This is a genomic window from Noviherbaspirillum sp. (assembly GCF_035627455.1).
In the GTDB taxonomy this organism is placed as follows: domain Bacteria; phylum Pseudomonadota; class Gammaproteobacteria; order Burkholderiales; family Burkholderiaceae_D; genus Noviherbaspirillum.
This window is the reverse complement of the sequence record NZ_DASPLS010000015.1, coordinates 38,925-61,201: the sequence shown is the minus strand read 5'-3', so window position 1 is coordinate 61,201 and position 22,277 is coordinate 38,925. Positions and strand designations below refer to the sequence as shown.

The window sequence follows — 22,277 nt, the reverse complement described above, 5'->3', positions numbered from 1 at the left end:
GTCATTGCTGCTGATCGACGATCACCATCCAGCCGACGCCGAAGCGGTCAGCGGCCATGCCGAAGCACGGCGAGAAGAAAGTCTTGCCCAACGGCATTCTGACCTGGCCGCCCTCGGAAAGCGTAGCGAACATGCGCTGCGCGGCGGCTTCGTCCGGCGCCGACACCGACAGCGAAAATCCCTGGAAGTCGGGCGTGCCCGCGCAATTGCCGTCCGACGCCATCAGCAGGGTGTCGCCGACGCGGAACGCCGCATGCATCACCTTGTTTTCCGACCCGGGCGGCACCATGCCCGGTGGCGGTGGCTCGGGGCTGTCCTTGTAGCGCATGAGCATTGTCACTTCGGCGCCGAGCGCTTCGCGGTAAAACCCGAGCGCCTCTTCGCAGCGGCCGTTGAAGAACAGGTAGGGCTGGACTTGCATCGCATTCTCCTTTTAAGGGAAAGGGGCAACAGCTGGGGGTGGATCGCGCGATGGCTGGAGTATAGCATTTCACTTGCATCATGCAAGTATGTTATGCTGACCCATATGAAACGTACCGATAACAAGTCCCACTGCCCGGTCAACTTCGCCCTGGAAACCTTTGGCGATCCCTGGTCGTTGCTGATCGTACGCGACATCGTGTTCTGGGGAAAGCGAACCTACGGGGAATTCCTGGAATCGGGCGAGGGCATTTCCACCAATGTGCTCGCCGCGCGGCTGGCGCATCTTGAGCAGAGAGGCATCCTGGCGAAGGGCCCGCATCCGGCGGACGGCCGCAAGGATGTGTATGCGCTGACGGAAAAGGGGATCGCGCTGATCCCCCTCCTGCTGGAAATGTGCGGCTGGAGCGCGGTGCACGATCCGCAAACCACCGCGCCAATGGAATTCGTCCAAGCGGTCTATGCCGACCGGGAAACGATGTTCACGCGGGTACAGGATGCGGTGCGCGCGGGCGGTTCGCTGTTTGGTCCGCAGGCTCTGGTGAAACGCTAGGCAGTCCGTGGCGCAGGCGCGCCTTGTTGCACTTTTCCTCGCCCGGCTGCAGCTCGCGGCAGGGCGAGGGGCGGCTGTCGTACACCGCGCATGCGACCGCGCCGCCGATGCTGCCCTGCAGCGCGACGCAGCGCGGCGATGGCCGGCCGGTACCGGCCATGCAGCTGTACCAGTCATTCACCTTGTCGGTCAGGTGCGCCGGCAGGCTTCGCACTTCCGCTTCGGCCCAGTAGAAGGAAACACGGTAGGTGGCGCAGCAGGCGCCGCAATCCAGGCAGGGATTGTCGTTGCAGGAAAGACGCTCGCTCATCGTGACGACTGATTCTCGTGCGAAATTTGCAAAGCCGTTATTTTGTCGGCCTTTTTTTCCAGGCGTCAACCGCCTACTCGATCGGCACCGTCTCCCACGCATTCATTTCCCGCCTGTGCAGCAGCCGGTGGTACGACCAGCCGGCCAGCCACAGCAGGAAACCGATCACCGCGCACGCCAGCTGCCCGGCCGCCAACCACAGCACCGCGGGCGCCAGCAGCGGCGCCAGCACGCCGGACACCGCCGCCGCCAGCAGCATCTGGGTAAACGACTGGCAGGACGCGACAATGCCGCGTATGTCGTCAAACAGGTCCAGCACCAGCAGCGTGACGCCGGGCGCCACCACCGCCATGCCGAACGCATAGAAGAACAGCGGCAGCACCGACCACGGCAGTGCCGCCGGCGCGAACAGATGGTAGCCGACGTTGAACGCGCCGGCGCCGAGCAGGAAGGCGAAGCCGATCATCACCTGCGTGCCGATCGACAGCAGGCCGGCCAGCCGGTTGACGGTCAGCGCCCCGAGGAAAATGCCGGCCACGGTCGGCACGAATTGCCAGGCGAACTGGTCCGGCCCGAGGCCGAGGTGCCGGGTGACGAAGACCGGTGCGGCCGCCACGTACAGGAAAAGCCCGGCGAAGTTGAAGGCAACGGTTCCGGCCTTCAGCAGGAATAGCGGCGAGCCGAACACCCGGCGGTAGTTCTGCGCCAGTGCACGCGCATTGAACGGCTGGCGGCCGGCCGGCGGCAGGGTCTCCGGCAGCCGCTTGTAGCAGAAATAGATCAGCAGCGCGGTATAGAGGAACAAAAACAGGAAGATCGCGCGCCAGTTCAAGAGCTTCACGATCCAGCCGCCGAGGATGGGCGCGATTGCCGGCGCGACGGAAAAGATCATCGTCACAAGGGACAACAGCCGCGCCGCCGGCGCGCCGGCGTACAGGTCGCGGATGATCGCCCTGCCGATCACGATGCCGGCGCCGGCCGACACGCCTTGCAGGATGCGGAAGGCCCACAGGTATTCGATGCTGTGCGCGGCGGCACAGCCGAGCGACGCCACGCAGAACACCGCGAGCGCGGCGAGGATCACGTTGCGCCGCCCAAAAGCGTCGGACAGCGCGCCATGCCACAGGATCATCAGCGCGAACGACAGCATGTAGGCGGTCAGGGTCTGCTGCACCTCGAGCGAGGTCGCGCGCAGCGTCGCTTCGATTTCGGGAAATGCCGGCAGATAGGTATCCACCGAGAACGGCCCGAGCATCGACAGCGCCGCCAGCAGGAAGGCGAGGCCGCGCAGCGGCGCGGCCCCCATAGCGGGCGCGGGCGGGGTTTCCGGAGTCTTCGTGTCGTGCATGAATGGGGATGGTAACAGCGGTAGCGGCGCCTGCGCCTGCAGGCACCGCGCATGGCTTTCTTTCCAGTCCGACCGGGGCATGGCGCGATTGGTTCATGCGCGCGGCAGGCCTCAGCACCGCCATGCCCCGACGTGCCTGCACCTTGCAAAACGCACAAATTTTGATTTTGCACAAATCGCACCCAGGAGCCATTCCAGCGACGCGTCCTCTTACTTTGACGCGTAGTGTATCAGCGCTGTACACCCTACCTGCCGCCGGCTCCTCCGGATGCCCGGCGCCTTCATCCGTGCCTTGCTTGTTCCGCCCTGCGGCGGAAGGCAGGTTTTCGGGCACGGTCACCCTTGGTTATTGGAGCATGCAATGAAGAACACGAAGAAACTTTACATACTCGCCCTTGTTGCTTCGCTGGCCGCCTGCGGCGGCGACAACGATGATGACGTCGCAACCAATGGCACCGGCACTACACCAACAGGACAGGGAGCCACCCCTGCGGCAACGACGCCGGCAGGGACGACGCCTGGCGCGGCCGCGCCAGGCGCAACAACGCCAGGCGCAGGCACGCCGGGTGCGACCGCGCCGGCAGCCGCGACACCGACCGGCACCGGCGCGACCGCGCCGACCGCTGCCGACAGCACGCAGTTCCTCAACAGCGCCTACCAGGACAGCCTGGCGGAAATCCAGCTGTCGCAGCTGGCGCTGCAAAAATCCACCAACGATGACGTGAGGCGCTTCGCGCAGCGCATGATCGAGGACCATACCGCGATGCGCAACCAGATCACGCCGCTGGCGCAGGCGAAGAACATCGCGCTGCCTGCGGGCCCGACCACCGAGCAGCAGGCCGACATCACGCGCCTGTCCGCGCTCGCCGGCGACCAGTTCGACCTGGCCTACATGCAGCTGAACGTGTTGAGCCATGCGAAGAACGTCGCTCTGGCGCGGGCGCAACTGGCACAAGGCACCGACCCGGATGTGCGTGCGCTGGCAAAGGGCAGCCACCCGGTACTCAAGGTGCATCTCGGGGCGGCGGAAGAGACGCTGTCGGTACTCGACCCGACCTATTACCTGGCGACTGTCCAGCGCGACAGCCTGGCCGAGATCCAGATGGCTCAGCTGGCACAGCAGAAAGCGACGAATGCCGAGGTAAAAGCGTACGCGCAAGAAATGATCGAGGAGCATACGCAAGCCAATACCCGGCTGGCCACACTCGCGCAGCAGAAAAACGTGACCCTGCCGACTGCGCCGTCGCCCGAACAGCAGGCGCTTCTCGCCGAACTGTCCGCGCTTGGCGGCGCCGATTTCGACAAGGCATACATGGACGCCAACGTGATCGCGCACGCGCTGGTGCTGAGCCGCACGGAGAAGCAGGCAAGCAACGGACGCGATACCGACGTGCGCGGCTTCGCACGTGACCTTGCTCTGACCCTCGTCGAGCATCTGGCTGACGCGACCGAGATCAACGAAGACCTGAACGCAAGCTTCCTGTATCGCGCCTTCCAGGACAGCGAAGGCGAAATCGCGGCGGCCAATCTAGCGCTGCTGCGCTCGGCCAATGCCGACGTCAGGGCTTACGCGCAACGGATGATCAACGAGCACCGCGGCGTCAATGCGCAGATCCTGCAGCTGGCGCAGCAGCGAAACGTCGCCCTGCCGACGGAGCCGTCGGCGGAACTGGCGGTGGCCTTCGTTGCGTTGACGCGCCTCACCGGCGTCGAATTCGACCGCGCCTACATGGAGTTCAACGTCAACGCGCACCAGCAGGCGCTGGAGGATGCAACCGCCCAGTCGCAGCAGACCGCCGACGCCGGCCTCCAGGCATTCGCGCAGGCCGCGGTGCCGGTGCTGACGCAGCACCTGGAGAGCGCGAGGACGCTCAGGAACCAGCTGCAGAACGGGCAGGGCCAGACTGCGCCGCAGCCGACGGTGCCGACCGCGGCAACCCCGGCAACTCCGGCGACGGCGGCCACGCCTGCCGGGGCAGGAGCACCTGCGACACCGGCAACGCCGGCCACCCCGGCCACGCCGTCTGCAGCCACAGGCGCTACCACGCCGCAGGGCGGCGCCGCGACGACCTCCTAACCGGGGCGATTCACTGCGCGGGGACGGGCAGCCGCACCAGCCCGTCCGCGCCGGCGGACGCAGCGGCGCCCGCCGGCAGCTCCGCTTGCCGCGCGCTAGCGGCGCGCGCAGATCCAGCGCGCGGCGTCCGCTTCACATCGTTTGTCGATCAGGATGTCGACCACCGCCGCCGCCGCCACGCCGGCGACCAGCAATGCCACCATGGTCTGGATGATGGTCCAGCCTGCCTGCCCGTAACGCACGGGCCTGTGTACCGGATTTTCTGAAGACATTCCCGCCTGCCTCGTGAAATGGCTCGACTGCGGACGCGGCATTCCTGCCGGCCCGCCCACGGGATGCTAAACATTTTCCGCCGCAAGTCATTGACGCTGCATCAATCCGCAGCGACCAAGCGGCAAAATTTCCTGCCGCTCATCACGATTTCCGATTTCCGATTACCATTACCGCTTATTGACTTTCCCAGCCCGACACACCGCCATGACTATTACACAAAGCTCCGCCCCTATCCGCTTCGACGGCCAGGTGGCCATCGTGACCGGCGCCGGCGGCGGCCTCGGCCGCTCGCATGCGCTCCAGCTCGCCGCCCGCGGCGCGAAAGTCGTCGTCAACGATCTTGGCGTGGCGCGCGACGGCACCGGCACCGGGCAGAGCGCGGCGGAAAGCGTGGCAGCCGAGATCCGTGCGGCCGGCGGCGCGGCGATGGTCAGCGGGGCATCGGTCACCGACCCGGCGGCGGTGCAGGAAATGGTGGACCTCGCGATGCGCGAGTGGGGCCGGGTCGACATCCTCGTCAACAATGCCGGCTTCCTGCGCGACAAGACCTTCTCGAAGATGACGCTCGACGACTTCCGCGCGATCGTCGACGTGCACCTGATGGGCGCCGTCTACTGCACCAAGGCGGTGTGGGAAATCATGAAGCAGCAGAATTACGGCCGCATCGTGATGACCACCTCCTCATCCGGCCTGTTCGGCAATTTCGGACAGTCCAATTATGGCGCGGCGAAAATGGCGCTGGTGGGCCTGATGCAGACACTGGCGATCGAAGGCGAAAAATACGGCATCCGCGTCAACTGCCTGGCGCCGACCGCGGCCACGCGCATGACCGCGGACCTGCTCGGCGAAGACAACCTCCAGTTCCTGGCGCCGGAAAAGGTCACGCCCGGCATGCTCTACCTGGTCTCGCGCGACGCGCCGACCAGGACCGTGCTGTGCGCCGGCGCCGGCACCTTCTCGCGCTCCAACATCACGCTGACCGACGGCTTCTACATCGGCGACGGCCCGGACGCGGCGGAACAGCTCGCCGCGAATGCGGCCCGGCTGCAGGATCGCAGCGGCGAAACGGTGCCGCTGACCGGCTTCCAGCAGTTCCAGATGGAAGTCGCCAAGGCACGCGCAGCCAAGGGCTGACGCTTCCCGGCGCGCGATGGACAACCTCAGCCATTCGGTCGCCGGCCTCGCGCTCGGCGAATGCATCCATCGCAGCCTGCCGCCCGAAGCGGATACCGCCAGCGAGCGGGTGCGGCACCGCCTGCTGCTGTTCGCCGCCTGGGCGGCCAGCAACTTTCCCGACCTCGACCTGGTGCTCACGCCGCTGCTGCCCGCGCCGCTCGGCTATCTGCTGCATCACCGCGGGCATACGCATACCTTCCTGTACGCGATCCCGCAAGCCTTGCTGCTGTGGGCGCTGGTCATGTTGTGCTGGCCGGCGGCGCGCCGGCTGACGCGCCGCAGCAGGCATGCGCGCCATGGCTTCATTGCCGCGATCGGCGCCGGCCTGGTGCTGCACCTGCTGATGGATTTTCTCAATTCCTACGGCATCCATCCCTTCCATCCGTTCGACTCGCAGTGGCTGTACGGCGACCTGGTGTTCATCCTGGAGCCGGTGTTCTGGGTCGCATTCGGGGTGCCGCTGGCGCTGACGGCGCCCGGCCGCGCGCTGCGCGCCGCGCTGCTGGTCTTGCTGGCCGGCGTGCCGCTGTTCTTCACGCTGCGAGGCTTCCTGTCCTGGGGATCGTTTGCCTTTCTCATGCTGTGCGGCGCCACCGGCGCGCTGGCCGCACGCCGCGCCGCGCCGCGCAGCGTGCGGGCGCTGGCGGCGGCATTTCTGATCGGCATCGGCTTCGTGCTGGTGCAGGCGGCGGCATCGCGCGAGGCGCGGCGCGTCGTCACTGAAACGCTGCAGCGCGAGGCGCCCGCAGAGCGCGTGCTCGATGTGTCGATGACGGCGTTCCCCGCCAATCCGCTGTGCTGGAACTTCGTGGCGATCGCCAGCGACGAAGCCGGCGGCAGCTATGCGCTGCGCGGCGGCACGGTCAGTGCCTTGCCCGCGCTGTTTGCGGTCGGCGCCTGTCCGCCCGGCCTGTCCGCCGCCGGCCGCGGCGACCGAAGGGCGGTTGCGCCGCTGTTCGAGCGGCGCGGCGACCTGCACATGCTGCGGGCATTAAAGGAAGGGAATTGCCACGTCGAAGCCTGGCTGCGCTTTGCGCGCATGCCGTGGGTGAACGATGAGACGGCAACCGATCTGCGCTATGGAATGACTGGCAATTTCTCGACGCTGCGCCTGGCCGATTTCCGGCAACGCGAATGCGCGCAAGGCGTCCCCGGCTGGGATTTCCCGCGCGCCGACCTGCTGGCGCCGCCGGCCCCTAGATCCGGGCCATCCAGAGGGCAGTAGCAACCAGCAGCAGCGCCATGCAGCGGTTAAAGAAAAGCAGCCGCTTGCCCACCGCCAGCCAGTGGCGCAACAGGGAGCCGGTGAGCGCATAGAGGAAGTTGCTTGCCAGGCCGAAGCACAGCATCACCGGCAGCACCAGCGCGAAACGCTGCGCGGCGTCCGGCGTGCCGGCAATCCAGCCGGCGACGACGGTCAGCGCCAGCATCCACGCCTTGATATTGACGAACTGCAGCATCACGCCCTGCCAGAAGCTGACGTCCAGCCGCGACGCGTCGGCCGACGCCAGTTGCGCCGAACGTGACAGGCGCAGCGCCAGCCACAGCAGGTAGCCGATGCCGAATACCTTGATCGCGATGCGCAGCAGCGGCAGCGTCACGACCAGCGCGCCGAGGCCGCCGGCGCAGGCGGTCAGCAGCACGCCCCAGCCGACCGGCACCGCGAACACGAAGCGCAGCGCGCGCTTGAGGCCGAAGTTGGCGGCCAGCGCGGTCGACAGCGTGGTGTTGGGGCCGGGCGTGAAGCTGGTGGCGGTTGCAAGCGTCAGCAGCGCGGCGAATTCCTGCCAGGGCATGAAGGTCGGCAAGTGAAGTGGAAAGCCGCACCTTACCATCAAGCGGCCGGCGCCGCACGCGTCAGGCCGCCGGCGCGCCTTCCGTGGCTGCCGGCTGCAGCGCCTGCATCAGGTCGGGCAGGCGATAGGGCTTGCGGATGAAGGCGAAGTCGCCCAGATCCCCCTTGTCGGCCAATGCCGGCGCCGGGTAGCCGGAGGCGAGAATGATGCGGATGCCGCGCCCGAGTTCATGCGTGAAACGGGCGAGTTCGATGCCGTCCATGCCCGGCATCACCACATCCGTAAACAGCACGTCGATGTCGTCGGCCCGCTTCAGGATGCCGGTCGCATCCGCGCCGTTGCCGGCGGTGACCACCTCGTAGCCGATGCTGCGAAACAGCTCCACCGAAACCGCCAGCACATCCGGCTCGTCTTCCACGATCAGCACTTTCTGCTTCTTCTGTTCCGGCTCGCCGCCGTTCTCCGGCGCGCCGCCGTTTTCCGCCGCGAGCACGGGAAGATAGAGATGGACGGCCGTGCCCTTGCCAGGCTCGCTCTCGAGCACGACATCGCCGCCGGACTGCGCGACGAAGCCGTACACCTGGCTCAGGCCCATGCCGCTGCCCTTGCCGATCTCCTTGGTGGTATAGAACGGTTCGAATGCATGCTGCAGGACTTCCGGGGTCATGCCGCAACCGGTGTCGCGTACCGTCAGCCGCACGTAATGGCCCGGCTCCAGCGTGCCGACGCCGGCGTTCGCACCCAGCGTGACATTGTCGGTGCTGACCGAGAGCAGGCCGCCGTCCGGCATCGCATCGCGCGCATTGACCACCAGGTTGAGCAGCGCCGCCTCGAACTGCGTTGCATCCAGCCATACGCTCTTCAGGCGCGGCGCGAGGTTGACTTCGAATGTGATCCGGTCCTGGCAGGCGCGGCGCAGGATCGCCTCGAAGCCGCCGATCAGGGTATTGAGGTTGTACGCGCTCGAACGCAGCGGCTGCCTGCGCGCAAAGGTCAGCAGTTGCTGCGTGAGCAGCGCGCCGCGGCGCGCGGCGGCCTGCGCGCTGCCGATCAGGCGCGACGCGTTCGGCGTCTGCACCTCGCGCGACAGCAGTTCCAGGCTGTTGACGATCACCGTCAACAGGTTGTTGAAGTCGTGCGCGACGCCGCCGGTGAGCTTGCCAATCGCTTCCAGCTTCTGCGACTGCAGCAGCCGGCTGCGCGCTTCTTCCAGCGCCTGCGCCGCCGCCCGCCTTTCAGTGATGTCGCGGGTCACCTTGGCAAAGCCGATCAGCTGGCCGTCGTCGTCGCGGATCGCATCGATCACCGCATGCGTCCAGAAACGCGATCCGTCCTTGCGCACGCGCCAGCCTTCGCTTTCGAAACGGCCTTCCTGCGCGGCGGTGGCGAGCGCCTTCATCGGCAGCCCGACGGCGCGGTCCTCCTCGGTGTAGAAGCGGGAAAAATGGGTGCCGATCACCTCGTCGGCGGCATAGCCCTTGATCCTCTGCGCGCCGGAATTCCAGTTGGTGATTTCGCCTGCCGGCGACAGCATGTAGATCGCGTAATCGACCACGCCCTGCACCAGCAGGCGGAACTGTTCTTCGCTGGCGCGCAGCGCGCGGCCGCTCTTGGGCGGCGTCTGGCGGGGCGGGTTGTCGGGGAAATCCTTGTCGTTGTCCATTCTTTGCACGTGACGGGAGAACGCTCTTCGGGCGGCATTACCCTTGGGCACTATGCCGGCGGCAGGAGTTGCCGGTTTTGATTATCGTCAACTCGCATGGTGCCGGCACGCCTACTCCTCGGGTGCCACCTTGTGCTGCGCGACCATGCGCTGCTGGGTGGCCGGCGGCACGATGTCGTAATGGCTGAATTCGACCGTATAGCTGCCGCGCCCGGCGGTGGTGGAATGCAGCCGCGACTGGTAGCCGTTGAGCTCCGACAGCGGCACCTGGCCCGACACCACCAGCGTGGTTGCCTGCACCGTGCGCATGCCGCTGATCTGGCCGCGCCGTGACGACAGGTCGCCGGTGATGTCGCCCATGCACTCCTCCGGCGACACGATCTCGATGTTGACGATCGGCTCCAGCACCATCGGCCGCGCCTTCATCACCGCGTCGATGAAGGCCTTGCGGCCGGCGGTCGCGAACGCCACTTCCTTCGAATCCACCGGATGGCTCTTGCCTTCATACACGATCACGCGCACATCCTGCATCGGGAATCCGGCCAGCGGCCCGGCCTCCAGTACCTGGCGGATGCCTTTTTCCACTGCCGGGATGAACTGGCCGGGAATGGTGCCGCCCTTGACCTCGTCGACGAATTCGAAGCCGGCGCCGCGCGGCAGCGGCTCAATGCGCAAAAAGACTTCGCCGAACTGGCCGGCGCCGCCGGTCTGCTTCTTGTGGCGGTGGTGGCCTTCCGCATGGCCGGCAATGGTTTCACGGTAGGCGATTTTCGGTGGATGGGTGGCCACCTCGATCCTGTACACCTCCATCATCCGTTCCAGCGCAGTGCGCAGGTGCAGTTCGCCGAGGCCGAGCAGCACCGTCTCGTTGGTGCTCGGCTGGTGCTCGACCTTCAGGCAGGGATCCTCCGCGGTGAGCTTCTGCAGGATTTCCCACATGCGCTGCTCGTCGCCGCGCTTCTTCGGTTCGATCGCGAGCCCGAAGATCGGCGTCGGCAAGGTCGAGGGGCGCAGGTGGATGTGATCGTCCTCGGCGGCGTCGTGCAATACCGCATCGGCCACCATGTCTTCGATCTTTGCCACCGCGCAGATGTCGCCCGGCACTGCCTGCTGGACCTCCACCTGCTCCTTGCCCTGCAGCATGTACAGATGGGCAACCTTGAACGGCTTCCTGCCGTCGCCGATGTAGAGCATGCTGTCGCGCCGGACGGTCCCCTGGTGGATGCGGAACACCGCGATCCTGCCGATATAGGGGTCGACGGTAATCTTGAACACATGCGCGAGCACATGCTGCGCCGGGTCCGGCAGCGCCCGGATTTCCTTCTTGCCGTCCGGCGCGTTGTCGTCGTCGCGGTAAAACAGCGGCGGGTTGCCTTCGGCCGGATTCGGCATCAGCCTGACAAACACGTCCAGCAGTTCGGCGATGCCGGCGCCGTTGCGTGCCGACACGAAGCAGACCGGTACCAGATGGCCTTCGCGCAGGGCCTGCTCGAAGGGCGCATGCAACTGCTCGGGTTCGATCTCGCCCTGCTCCAGATAGAGCGCCATCAGGTCCGCATCGACTTCGACCACCTGGTCGACCAACGCGCGGTGCGCCGCTTCCACTGATGAAAAATCGGACGCGCCGGACGGATTGAAAAAGCAATCGACGACCCGTGTCCCGCCATCGGCGGGCAGGTTGATCGGCAGGCATTCCTTGCCGAAGGTTTCCTGGATGCGCGCCACCAGCGCGGGCAGGTCGACGTTTTCCGCATCGATCTTGTTGACGATGATCATGCGACACATGTTGCGCTGCTTCGCCAGCTCCATCATGCGCGCGGTGATCATTTCGATGCCGTTCTGCGCATTGATCACAACCGCCGCGGTTTCGACCGCTGCCAGCGCAGTGATCGCCTGGCCGATGAAGTCGGGATAGCCGGGCGTGTCGAGCAGGTGAATGCGGGCGTCGCGCACGTCGAGATGGGTGACGGCTGACGTCAGGGAATGCTGGTACTTGCGTTCCAGCGGATCGTAGTCGCAGACGGTGGTGCCGCGCTCCAGGCTGCCGGGGCTGCCTATCATCCCGGCGCGGTGCAGCAGCGCTTCCGCCACGCTGGTCTTGCCGCTCGCGGTATGGCCGAGCAAGGCAATGGTTCGGATCGCTTCGGTACTGTATGGCATCGGATATTCCTTTCCGAAAGCAACTTGACCGGCGCGCGCGGGAGCGCACCGGCAAGACCATTATGGAGCCTGCCCCGCGTTCCGGCAAACGCTACCAGCGGGAAAAATGATCTTCGGTAACACCGCCCAGCCGCCTGACTTCGCGCGGCGGCGCATCCGGCGCCGCCTTCACCCAGCCGCTGAAACTGCCGATCGGCTGCACGTAACGTGAAGCCGCCACCAGCAGGTTCTTGTCTTCGCGGCGCATGCCTTCCGGCTCGAACTGCAGGTCTAGCAGGCCGTCGTCGGTATGCACATGCCACGGCGCCATCGGGTCGAGCGGATCGTAGTCGAACAGCGCGCCGCCGAGCGGAATCAGGCGGCCGTCCAGCCACAGCACGTTTTCATGATTCCCGAAATAGCCGGCCTGCAAGTTGAAGCCCATGTCCAAGCCGTGCCCCGATGCCCAGCGCCAGGCGGTGTCGCGCGCCAGCAAGCCGTTGGAATAATCGAGGCTGGCGACGCCGCCGCTCAGGTCGTACCTGCTTCCGCCAGCGCGCACTTCGCCGGCGAGCGCCATGCCGGGCGATTTCTGCGTGGCATGCACGGAGCCGCCCTCGACCGGGCCGACGGCCAGCAGCGGCGTCGCGGTGCCGGCATTGAAGGTGGCGTCGATCGCAAAGCTGCCGCAGCGCAGCGTCAGTTCATGGCGGCCGCCGTCGACTGCGCGGCAGGCGATGCGGTTGCCGAGGAAGCGGAAGGAACTGGTGGCGCCGGGCGTGTCCGGCACATGCGCGGTCAGGCCTGGCAGCCCGTCCTGCGAATAGGACGCGACAACCTTGCGCTGGCGGCGGTCGAACGCATACGCGAAGGCCGTATTGATCCAGCCGAGGTCGACGATGGCGATGCCGCAGAATAATTCTTCCGTGCACAACGCGACGTATTGCCAGCGCTTGTGATGCAGCCGGCGCCATAGCGCGCCGCGTGCATATGGTGGCGCCAGCGCGGACCAGTCGATCCGGTCGGCAGTGCCGGCATAACGGCCGAAGCGCGGATAACCGTCGCTGTCGGGCACGCCGGCGGCAGCCGGCGGAATGCTTGCCGGATCGAGCGACAGGTCCATGCGGCGGTCCTTGAAAGAAAGGCAGGCCAGGAAGGCCCGGAAGAGCCCATCTTACTCCTGCGCCACACTTGCGGCTTGAATCCGGTCAAACCGGCAGGCGAACCTGCGGCAGGCAGACCTGGCTTTGCTCCTGCACGGCGGGCACCTGGATCCGTGCGGACGGGCGGCTGATGTGGTAGCCCTGCGCATAGTCGATGCCGAGCGCGCTGACGGCCTTGAGGATGTCAGCGTCTTCGACGAATTCGGCGACCGTCTTGATCTTCAGTTCCTTGGCCAGCGTCACGATGCTCTTGATGAAGGCGAGATAGATCTCGTCATGCAGCATGTTGCGCACAAATTCGCCTTCGATCTTGATGTAGTCGACCGGGAAACACTTAATGTACTGGAAGGAGGAATAGCCGGAACCGAAATCGTCGATCGCGAAGCTGAACCCCTGCACCTTGGCGTCGAGCACGAATTTCTCCAGCAGCGTCAGGTTGCGCACCGTCTCGCGTTCGGTGATTTCGAACACGATGCGCGACGGCGCGATCCCGTACTGCCCCGCCAGCCGGCTCACATGCGACGCGAATTCGCCGACGATCAGCGCCTTTGGCGACAGGTTGATGAAAAGCATGCCCTGGTAGCCCTGCAGCCGCACCTCGGCGAATGCCTTTTCGATCAGCTGGTAATCCATCTTGTGCGCGATGCCCATGTTTTCCGCCTCCTCGATGAAATCGTTGGCGGTGACGATCTGGTCGTCGAGGCGGATGCGCATCAGCAGTTCATGGATCACGACCTCGCCGGTCTTCGCATCGCAGATCGGCTGGAAGTAGGGGGTGATGCGCTGCTCGTCGAGCGCATTCTGGATCATCAGCGATTTTTCGCCGGCCTTGCGGAACACCTCGGCCATCTCGTCTTCGCTCGGCATCGCGATCGCGTTCTTGCCGGCATTCTTGGCCTTGTACATCATGTTGTCCGCGACCAGGAACAGGTCCTTCGGGTTGTCGCCGTGGTTCGGGCTCATCGCGATGCCGATCGATGTCGTGGTGCGCACCCGGTTGCCGTCCGGCGCGACGAGCGCGAACTGGTCCATCATCTCGGTGATGCGCTGCGCCACCATGTGCGCCTGGGTCTCGGTCGCCTCGGGCAGGATGATGCAGAACTCGTCGCCGCCGTAACGCGCGATCATGTCGCCGTTGCGCACCGCGCCGTGCAGCAGCTTGGCGAACTCCTGCAGGAAGCTGTCGCCGAAGTGATGGCCGAAGCGGTCGTTGATGGTCTTGAAATTGTCCATGTCAAGCATCATCACCGCGAAAGTCTGGTTGTGGCGGCGCGCGCGGCCGATCTCGTAACCCAGCAGTTCCCAGAACATGCGCTGGTTGTACAGGTCGGTCAGCGGATCGCGCGTCGCATAGTGTTCCAGGTCCTTGGTGTACTTGTAGATCGCCTTGACCGAGCCGACCAGGTTCAGCAGCGTGGTCAGGATGCTGCCGATCACCATGTTGCGGATATTGTCCTCGGCCATCATCGACTGCACGCCGATGCCGACGATGCCGCCGATCTTCGGCGTATCCAGCAGCAGGGTCTTGGTCTGCACTTCGATGTCGCGCGTGCTGAGGTCAGGCAGCATGCCTTCCTCGTCGGCGACGTTATGCGCGATCGGCAGCAGCGTCGAACCGCGGAAGAACGGCGTCTCGTCGATCTGGCGGCGCAGGATCTGCTCGAACAGCCGCACCGTCTCCTGCTGCGGCGGGTTGCGCCAGAACACCTCGCACTCGTAGGCTTCCTCTTCCACGCGGAAGATCGTCACCAGCGCATAGGCATCGATGATCGGGTTGATCTCCAGCAGCAGGTTCTTGATGAACTCGCGCCAGTCGCGCACCACGTTGGAAGTGATGATGAATTTTTCCAGCAGCCGGATCTCGAATTCGAGCACGCCCTTGTCGACCGCGACGCGCCGTATCTTGTCCACCAGCAGCGTTACGTTGTCGAAGGCCTGGTTGAACTCCTCGAAGCCGAAATCGACCTTATGCATGTCGAAGCGGTCGAAGTCGCGGATCGTGTTGAACGCTTCCACCTTGCCGCGGAACAGGTCCATCGAGCGCTTCAATCGCTTCGCCGCGCCGCCGGTCAGTGCGCCGGCGACCGCCAGCACCACCAGCCCGAGCCCGAGGAACAGCGCCACATAGTAGATGCGCACGCGCGACGTGACCGTCTGCAGGTTGTGCCGCACGGCGAGCGCGCCGAGCGTCTCGCCGGCTTTCGCATTGTCGTGGCAGCGCAGGCATTCCGCCTCGGCGGCCACCGGCTGCACATAAAGCACATGGTTGCCGCGCACAATGCGCGTTCCGCTGCCGCCATTCAGCACCGCGCGCACTTCGTCCGGGACCGGCTGCGTGCTTTCGCCAAAGCGCGCCTCGACGCTTTTTGCGCGATAGACGTCGATGCGGTCCACGGTGCTGGCGAACGTTGCCTTCGCGCCGGCGGCCGCTTCTTCCTGCTGCGCGCGCGAGCCGCCCTTGCGCAGCACCTGCAGCAGGGTGTCGGCGTTCTGCCGCGCGATTTCCGCGGAGACGTCGAGATTGCGCTCCTCCAGCAGCTTTTCGTACAGGATGGAGGAAGCGAACGTGGCGCCGAGGAAGACCACCGCGGCCACGCCCACCGTAGCGCCGAACACGAAGCCGCGCAGGGTGCCGGACAACTGCATGAGCTTGCGCAAAATGTTAGCCATGCCGCCGCCCTATTGTGCCGCGCCGCCGTCGCCGGCGCAGCCGACGCAGCGGTCCTTGCCCGCCATCTTCGCGCGGTACATGCGCTCGTCGGCGATCTCGACCAGCTGCTGCCAGTCGCCGGCGCCGTCGGCGATGCGCTCGGCGACGCCGATGCTGGCGGTCACGCGCCCGCCGTCGGGCCGCAGCCCGAGGCCGACCGACTGCAGGCGGGCGACCGCGGTGGCGGCGGTGGCACCGTTGGCATCGGGCAGCACGATCACGAATTCCTCGCCGCCCCAGCGCAGCAGCATGTCGCCCGAGCGCAGGTTGGCGCGCAGGCTTTCGGCTGCGCCCTGCAGCACGCGGTCGCCGGCGTCGTGGCCGAAGCGGTCGTTGACCTGCTTGAAATTGTCGAGGTCGAGGAACACCACCGACAGCGGTGCGCCGCTGCGCGCGGCGATGTGGAACTGGATATCGAGCATTTCCTCGCCGCTGTTGCGCGAAAAGCATCCGGTCAGGCCGTCATGCGTAGCCTGGCGCACCAGCGACATCATGAAACTGAGCTGGCTCATGCCGGCAAGCGCCGCCACCGTCGCGATCAGGAACAGCAGCCAGAATGCGCCGAGGTGCGAGCTCCAGCTGAGGATGTCGAGCCGCATCAGCGCGACCAGGCCTTCGGCGCCGAGCACCGGCAGCGCGAACAGCACGCTTTCGACCGCCGTCAGCGGAAATACCGCGAGGCCGGCAACCATCACGAACGGCAGGAACGCGTAACCGGCCGAAATGGCGGCGGCGGGGCCTGTCATGTCGAAATGCGACAGCATCGGGTGCGAGTAGATGAAAAACACAGTCGGGATGCCGAACATCACCGCCAGTGCGCGATACGCGTCGTTTATCCGCACCGACTTGCGATACGACAGCGCAAGCATCGCAAAGGCAATCGTCGTCGCGATGCGCCCCACCACCAGCAGCACGGTCACCGGCCAGGCAAACACCGCGATGTCGATCACGATCCAAAGCGGCGTGAGCACCGCGAACAGGGCCGCGACCATGCGCACGCGCGAGATGATCATGTCGGCGCGCCGGCGCCGCAGCAGCTTCGGATGGCCGGAGGGCAGGATCAGCTCGCGCAGCAAGTCGCGCGGCAACGCACCGAGCACGGTGCCGAACAGGAACTGGAAAAATCGGGATAGCTTTTGCACGCTGGGTCTTTCTACGCGCCCCGGTCGGGGGACGCAATGATTCCGGAGGAGCGCGCGGTCGAATGGGGAAACCCGTTGGAACGGGCGGACCGCGCCGCTGCATCCGGTTTGCGCGCGCCGCGCGGTCGGCAGCAGGACTGCTGCGGCGCTCGTGCAGGCTGTGGCGATTCCGGAAATGCAATTCATTCCGTCGCCGAACTTTACGCTTTCCGAAATGAAATTTTATTGTTTTGAATCAAAATTCGCCAGATTAAATTCTTGCACCGCAGACGTTGTTGTGCTTGCGCCTCAGTGGTAGCGCTTTGCCATGATCTGCTGCAGCTTGAGCTTGAGCGTATCGGCATTGAAAGGCTTGACGATATAACCATCCGCGCCTGCCTTCGCCGCGGTGAGGATCATCTCGCGCGTTGCTTCGGCGGTCACCAGCAGGACCGGAAGGCGTTGCAGCGGCACTTCTTCGCGGATCGCGCGCAGCAGGCTGATGCCATCCATGTGCGGCATGTTCCAGTCGGTGACCACGAAATCGAAGGGCCGGCCGTCTGCTTCGGCGGCCCGCAGCAGCTGCAGCGCCGACTTGCCGTCAGCGGCTTCGGAAATCCGGATGTCGCGCAGTTGTTCTTTCAGCAGGCTGCCGATCACGCGGCGCATGCTGGCGATGTCGTCGACAACCAGGAAATGCGCCTGCACGTAGCGCTCGCTTGCCACTGCTTCCGCTTCCGCAAGCAGGCCGGCGCGGCCGAAAGAGGCCATGAGATTGGTCGGGCACATGATATCCGTCTACCTTGTTATTGCTCTTGCATGCCCTGCGGCATGCTGCCGGAATCTGTGTCAGGGAGTCTCCCCCTGTTGTTTTTCTTGCCCTGCCAGATCGCCCCCGGTGTCGGGGGCATGTGATGGAAGCTTATCCCTGTTATTGCTTCTGTGAAATGATTCCCGTCAAGCAAAACGTTGCTGGCCCTGTTGCTCCGTTCGTGAGCGCCGCGCCCGGCGCAATCCCAGGTACTCCAGCTCGGCAAACAGCGCGACCGCCGCCGCCTGCACGATCACCAGCGCCTGCCCCCACATTGTCGGCGCGAGGTGCCCGGACAGCAGCAGCGCCGCGCTGTCGGCGACCCACAGCAGGTTGACCGCGATCACGCACCAGACCAGGCGCACCGGCAGGAACGGCCGCGTTCCGGTCCATGCGACGAAGGCGGCAACCGGCAGCAGCAGCAGGGCGGCCGCGCGCAGCAGGACGGCCGGCAGTCCAAGCAACGGCGACAGCGCATCGGCCGCCGCCAGCAGTGGCAGCGCCATGAGAGCGCCGGCGGCGGCGTCGGCGAGCAGGACCTGGCGCAGGAAACGAGGGAAGGGAAGCTGTTGCATGGCAATCTCCTTGGTTGGGTGATGGTTGCGGGCTACGAGACCATCTTTGTCCATGCACTGCAGCGCGTCGATTACCTGAGAGGTAATGGGAAGGATTGCGCCGCTTCGGCTAAGATCGTTCCCATGATGACCACCACCACCCGTCCCGTCGGCGATTTCCTTCGCGAGTGGCGCCAGCGGCGCCGCATGAGCCAGCTCGACCTCGCGCTGGAGGCAGAGATCTCCGCCCGCCACCTGAGCTTCATGGAAACCGGCCGCGCGATGCCGAGCCGGGAGATGGCGCTGCGCCTGGCAGAACGCCTCGACATGCCGCTGCGCGAGCGCAATGCGCTGCTGGTTGCCGCCGGCTTCGCGCCCCTGTTCCCCGAGCGCAGCCTGGACGATCCGTTGATGGCGCCGGCGCGCCGCGCGATGGAACTGGTGCTCGCCGGGCATGAGCCCTTCCCCGCGCTGGCGGTGGACCGCCACTGGAACCTGGTGGCGCACAACCGGGCGGTGCCGCCCTTCCTCGCCGGCGTCGACCCGGCGCTGCTGACGCCGCCGGCCAACGTGCTGCGCCTGAGCCTGCATCCGCAGGGGCTGGCGCCGCGCATCGTGAATTACTGGGAATGGCGCAATCACCTGTTCGAGCGCCTGCGGCACCAGGTCGGCCTGAGCGGCGACCCGACGCTGGCGGCGCTGATGGCGGAGCTGGCGTCCTATCCCGCCCCGGATGGCGCGCAGCCGCATGCCGCATCGGGCAGCAGCGATTACGCGGGCGTGGTGGTGCCGCTGCAATTCGTCACCGATGCCGGCACGCTGTCCTTCATCAGCACCACGACGGTGTTCGGCACGCCGATCGACGTCACACTGTCGGAACTGGCGCTGGAAACCTTCTTCCCGGCCGATGCGGCGACCGCGCAGGTGTTGCGCAGCATGGCGGAATAGCGCTACGCGGCAAGTATCGCCTCGATCTGGTTGCCCGGCAGCGGCTTGCTGCAATAGTAGCCCTGCAGCTGGTCGCAGCGCAGCAGCTTGAGCAGCTTGGCCTGCTCGCCGTCGTCGACGCCCTCGGCGATCACGCCCAGCTGCAGCGAATGCGCCAGCGAGATCACCGAACTGACGATCGCCAGTCCGGACGGACTGCGGTTCATGTCGACCACGAAGGAGCGGTCGATCTTCAGCAGGTCGACCGGCAGGCGCGTCAGGTAACTCAGCGATGAATAGCCGGTGCCGAAATCGTCGATCGCGATCTTCATCCCCATTTCCTGCGCCGCGCGCAACTTGGCGATGTTCTGGTCGATGTCTTCCATCAGGATGCTTTCGGTGATCTCGAGATCGAGGATGCGCTCTCCCTGTGGAATGCGGCTGCCGACGCTGGCCAGCGTATCGACGAAGTCGCGGTGGCGCAGCTGCACCACCGACAGGTTGACCGCGATCGGCGGCGGCGCCAGGCCCTTGGCGCGCCAGCCGAGGTAATCGCTGATCGCCCGCTCCATGATCCAGCGGCCGACCGGCAGGATCATCCCGGTTTCCTCGAGAATCGGGATGAACGACGCCGGCAGGACCAGCCCGCCTTCCGGATCGTCCCAGCGCAGCAGCGACTCCAGCCCCTTCACGCTGCCGTCGACGGTGTCGTACTTCGGCTGGTAGTACAGCGTGAATTCGTCCCGTTCGAGCGCGCGGTACAGCCGGTTTTCAAGGGTCAGCCGGCGCGCCACGCTGGCATTCATTTCGGGCCGGAAGAACAGGTAGGCATCCGCGGTCTTTTGCGCCTTCTTCAGCGCCACCTCGGCATTCTTGAGCAGCATGTCGCGCTCTGCGCCATCGCCAGGGAACAGTGAAATGCCGGCCTTGGCGCTGATGTACATTTCGCGGCCGTCGACCTCGAACGCCGGACCGAAGCAATTCGCAAGCAGGCGTTCGATCACATGCGCGGTGTTCGACCCGCCGCGGATGTCGGCCAGCAGGACCGCAAACACGTCGACGCCGATGTGCGCCAGCGTGTCCTGCGACGAGATGTGCGCATGCAGGCGGTCGGCCGCCTGGCGCAGCAGCGCGTCGCCGACATGCCGGCCATAGGTCTCGTTGACGTGCGAAAAGCGTTCGATGTCGAACACCACCACGCCGATCGCCTGCGCATCGTGGCGCGCGATCTCGATCTGGCGCTGCAGCCGGTCGAGGAAGAGATTGCGGTTCGGGAAGCCGGTGAGCGCGTTGTAATAGGCAAGGTAGCGGGTCCGCTCTTCGCTGACGATGTGGCCGAGCGCAAAGGAAAGGTCGTCGGCCAGCTCGTTGAGCAGCTTCATCTCTTCGCGGTCAAAAAATCCGGCCTCCCCCGCGTACAGGCACAGCACGCCGATCGTCTTGCGCGCCGCGCACAGTGGCAGGATGGCAAACGACTGCAGCCCGCTGCCCAGGTGCACGTCGCGGTGCCGCAGGCGCCGCTCCGCGGCGGCGTCATTGCAGACCACCGGCTTGCCGCTCTTTATCGCGTAAGCAACCAGTCCGCGCTCCTGCGGCACTTCGCCGCGCGCGTACTCGGGCCGTCCGCGGTAGGGTTGCCAGCTCACCGCCGCGACATTCAGGGAATGCGGCCGCCCGAACCCGGCCCAGGCCATGCGGAACCGGCCATGCTCGACCGCGATCCGGCAGACTTCGTGCATCAGGGCCTCGCGTTCGTTGATGCGCACGATGGCCGAATTGGTCGCGCTCATGATGCCCTGGATCCGGCTCAGGCGCGCGATCTTCCTTTCCTGGTTCTTTCGCTCGGTAATGACCTCGGTAAACATCATGATGCCGCCGATCTCGCCCTGTTCGGTGTACCAGGGATGGATTTCCCAGCGCACCCAGTCCAGCGATCCGTCGCCGCGCAGGAACTGCGCCTCGTCGCGCTTGTCGCTCGCGCCCTCCAGGCATTGCTGGTAGATCTGGCGCCAGGGCGCCGGCGTCTCGGGAAAGACCTCGTAGTGCGACAGGCCGATGATGTCCCTGTCGCCGAGCCGGTAGTCCGCATGCCAGCGCGGACTGACGAGCAGGTAGCGCAGCCCGCGGTCCAGCATCGCCACAGCGGCCGGATTGTGCTTGATGAACATCCGCATCCGCTCTTCGGACAAATGCAGCGCGTGAGCCTGGCGCTTGAGCGTCTCGTTCATTTCCCGCAGCTGGGCGACGGTTTCCACATACCCGCGGTGCATCATCTCGAACGGCGCCAGCGCCTGCTCGAGGAACTCCGCCGCCCTGTTCAGCAGGTGTGCGGCTTCCACACTGATGCCGGTAGCAATGGATGAAGCGGAAGAGTGCAGGGCATCCAGATGCGCCTGGTGCAGGTCGAGGATGCTCAGCCGTCCGGTCGCACCCTTGCGCCCGAGTTCATACGCACGCAGCAACGCATCCTCGTCCGCCTGGCCATGCAGGTATGCCATCAGCGCCTGCCGGTATTCCTGCCGGAAGGACGCATCAAAACCCGCCTCGCCCGCTTCCTGTCCGGTTGCGGCGCGAGGCGGATCTGCCTCCCTTGGAATCACGGCACTGCTGCCGGCGCCTTGTTTCCGTTTATCCATTGCACTCCAACTATCAAGGCGTCATCCGTACTCTTTGCGTGTTGCGTCAATATATGGTTCACCAGTTGCCGCGGTTGCAAGAGGGCTCCGATCTCCCTGATGAAAGCAGTGGCAATGCCGTCGGTTGCAAGCAACAGCAGGTCACCCGGATAAACCGGCAGGGTAACCGGATTGAGCGGCGGCAGGCGGTCGCCGACGATGCCGCCGCGCGGCACGATTGCGGCCGGCTTGGCCCCCGGCGCCGCCGCACGCAGCAGGAACGCGTCGACATTGCCGACCGCCAGCCAGCTCATCGTGCAATGGGCAGCGTTGAAGGACGCAAGCGTCATCACCGCGCCGCGCGAGGTTTTCAGCGCATGATGGCAACGCTGCATCAGCACCGGCAACGGGTCGCCGGGCTGCTGCGCCAGCGTGTCGATCGCCAGCACCGCAGCGTCATGCGCGCGCGGGCCGTGGCCGAGTCCGTCCACCACCGCGGCCAGCGCGCCGCCGGGGAAAGGGGCGACCAGGTAGGCGTCGCCCGATTCGGCTTCGCCCGGTATCGGCCGCCCGGCCACCCAGTATTCCACCAACGGTGCGTCACCGACTGCTGTCATCGCC

The 22,277-nt window shown here is 65.7% G+C and carries 19 protein-coding genes; 5 read left to right on the top strand and 14 right to left on the bottom strand.

The window, feature by feature from the left end:
• Window position 1 precedes the first annotated feature (1 nt).
• The gene (locus VEC01_RS02510; protein WP_324898426.1) at window positions 2-421 is read right to left on the bottom strand and encodes a VOC family protein; all 420 of its coding nucleotides are present in this window, start codon (window positions 419-421) and stop codon (window positions 2-4) included.
• A 105-nt stretch (window positions 422-526) separates the two neighbouring features.
• Here VEC01_RS02510 and VEC01_RS02505 point away from each other — a divergent pair, with 105 nt between their 5' ends.
• Entirely contained in the window at window positions 527-973 is a 447-nt protein-coding gene (locus VEC01_RS02505) for a helix-turn-helix domain-containing protein (protein ID WP_324898424.1), read from the top strand.
• On the opposite strand, the gene VEC01_RS02500 is transcribed toward VEC01_RS02505, so the two are convergent.
• Both VEC01_RS02500 and VEC01_RS02495 read right to left on the bottom strand, forming a co-directional pair.
• Window positions 903-1,283 carry a YkgJ family cysteine cluster protein gene (locus VEC01_RS02500; protein WP_324898422.1) on the bottom strand — a complete coding sequence of 127 codons (381 nt, stop codon included), beginning with the start codon at window positions 1,281-1,283 and terminating at the stop codon, window positions 903-905. The genes VEC01_RS02505 and VEC01_RS02500 overlap by 71 nt on opposite strands.
• 73 nt (window positions 1,284-1,356) lie before the next feature.
• Complete coding sequence (locus VEC01_RS02495; protein ID WP_414691404.1) at window positions 1,357-2,631, bottom strand: multidrug effflux MFS transporter; 1,275 nt, start codon at window positions 2,629-2,631, stop codon at window positions 1,357-1,359.
• 361 nt (window positions 2,632-2,992) lie between these two features.
• On the opposite strand from VEC01_RS02495, the gene VEC01_RS02490 reads away from it, so the two are divergent.
• Window positions 2,993-4,708, top strand: coding sequence for a DUF4142 domain-containing protein (locus VEC01_RS02490; protein ID WP_324898420.1), 1,716 nt, complete (start codon window positions 2,993-2,995; stop codon window positions 4,706-4,708).
• A 95-nt stretch (window positions 4,709-4,803) separates the two neighbouring features.
• On the opposite strand, the gene VEC01_RS02485 is transcribed toward VEC01_RS02490, so the two are convergent.
• A complete protein-coding gene (locus VEC01_RS02485; RefSeq protein WP_324898418.1) occupies window positions 4,804-4,980 on the bottom strand; it encodes a hypothetical protein in 177 nt (58 codons plus the stop codon).
• A gap of 205 nt (window positions 4,981-5,185) precedes the next feature.
• Between VEC01_RS02485 and VEC01_RS02480 the strand changes: the two genes are divergently transcribed.
• On the top strand, window positions 5,186-6,115 hold the full coding sequence (locus VEC01_RS02480) for an SDR family NAD(P)-dependent oxidoreductase (protein ID WP_324898416.1): 930 nt from the start codon (window positions 5,186-5,188) through the stop codon (window positions 6,113-6,115).
• Window positions 6,116-6,131: 16 nt separating this feature from the next.
• A complete protein-coding gene (locus VEC01_RS02475; RefSeq protein WP_324898415.1) occupies window positions 6,132-7,382 on the top strand; it encodes a metal-dependent hydrolase in 1,251 nt (416 codons plus the stop codon).
• Here the strand turns inward: VEC01_RS02475 and VEC01_RS02470 are convergent.
• From VEC01_RS02470 to VEC01_RS02435, 8 genes are all read right to left on the bottom strand, one after another.
• On the bottom strand, window positions 7,354-7,953 hold the full coding sequence (locus tag VEC01_RS02470) for a LysE family translocator (RefSeq protein WP_324898413.1): 600 nt from the start codon (window positions 7,951-7,953) through the stop codon (window positions 7,354-7,356). The two genes, VEC01_RS02475 and VEC01_RS02470, sit on opposite strands and share 29 nt — an antisense overlap.
• Before the next feature lie 61 nt (window positions 7,954-8,014).
• Window positions 8,015-9,616 (bottom strand): PAS domain S-box protein, encoded by a 1,602-nt coding sequence (locus tag VEC01_RS02465; protein ID WP_324898411.1) that lies wholly within the window; start codon window positions 9,614-9,616, stop codon window positions 8,015-8,017.
• Window positions 9,617-9,727: 111 nt separating this feature from the next.
• The gene (gene fusA / locus VEC01_RS02460; protein ID WP_324898409.1) at window positions 9,728-11,776 is read right to left on the bottom strand and encodes an elongation factor G; all 2,049 of its coding nucleotides are present in this window, start codon (window positions 11,774-11,776) and stop codon (window positions 9,728-9,730) included.
• A gap of 91 nt (window positions 11,777-11,867) precedes the next feature.
• Window positions 11,868-12,878: a DUF2804 domain-containing protein gene (locus VEC01_RS02455; protein ID WP_324898407.1), complete on the bottom strand. Its 1,011-nt coding sequence runs from the start codon at window positions 12,876-12,878 to the stop codon at window positions 11,868-11,870.
• Between the two features lie 85 nt (window positions 12,879-12,963).
• Window positions 12,964-15,588 carry an EAL domain-containing protein gene (locus VEC01_RS02450; RefSeq protein WP_324898405.1) on the bottom strand — a complete coding sequence of 875 codons (2,625 nt, stop codon included), beginning with the start codon at window positions 15,586-15,588 and terminating at the stop codon, window positions 12,964-12,966.
• A 9-nt stretch (window positions 15,589-15,597) separates the two neighbouring features.
• Window positions 15,598-16,770 carry a GGDEF domain-containing protein gene (locus VEC01_RS02445; RefSeq protein WP_324898403.1) on the bottom strand — a complete coding sequence of 391 codons (1,173 nt, stop codon included), beginning with the start codon at window positions 16,768-16,770 and terminating at the stop codon, window positions 15,598-15,600.
• 288 nt (window positions 16,771-17,058) lie between these two features.
• Window positions 17,059-17,538 carry a response regulator gene (locus VEC01_RS02440; RefSeq protein WP_324898402.1) on the bottom strand — a complete coding sequence of 160 codons (480 nt, stop codon included), beginning with the start codon at window positions 17,536-17,538 and terminating at the stop codon, window positions 17,059-17,061.
• Window positions 17,539-17,706: 168 nt separating this feature from the next.
• Window positions 17,707-18,135: a hypothetical protein gene (locus VEC01_RS02435; protein WP_324898400.1), complete on the bottom strand. Its 429-nt coding sequence runs from the start codon at window positions 18,133-18,135 to the stop codon at window positions 17,707-17,709.
• A gap of 123 nt (window positions 18,136-18,258) precedes the next feature.
• On the opposite strand from VEC01_RS02435, the gene VEC01_RS02430 reads away from it, so the two are divergent.
• Entirely contained in the window at window positions 18,259-19,062 is an 804-nt protein-coding gene (locus tag VEC01_RS02430) for a helix-turn-helix domain-containing protein (RefSeq protein ID WP_414691406.1), read from the top strand.
• A 2-nt stretch (window positions 19,063-19,064) separates the two neighbouring features.
• Here the strand turns inward: VEC01_RS02430 and VEC01_RS02425 are convergent, their stop codons facing one another.
• Both VEC01_RS02425 and VEC01_RS02420 read right to left on the bottom strand, forming a co-directional pair.
• Window positions 19,065-21,677, bottom strand: coding sequence for an EAL domain-containing protein (locus VEC01_RS02425; RefSeq protein ID WP_324898398.1), 2,613 nt, complete (start codon window positions 21,675-21,677; stop codon window positions 19,065-19,067).
• Window positions 21,638-22,273 (bottom strand): SpoIIE family protein phosphatase, encoded by a 636-nt coding sequence (locus tag VEC01_RS02420; protein ID WP_324898396.1) that lies wholly within the window; start codon window positions 22,271-22,273, stop codon window positions 21,638-21,640. The genes VEC01_RS02425 and VEC01_RS02420 overlap by 40 nt, the downstream gene beginning before the upstream one ends.
• Window positions 22,274-22,277 lie beyond the last annotated feature (4 nt).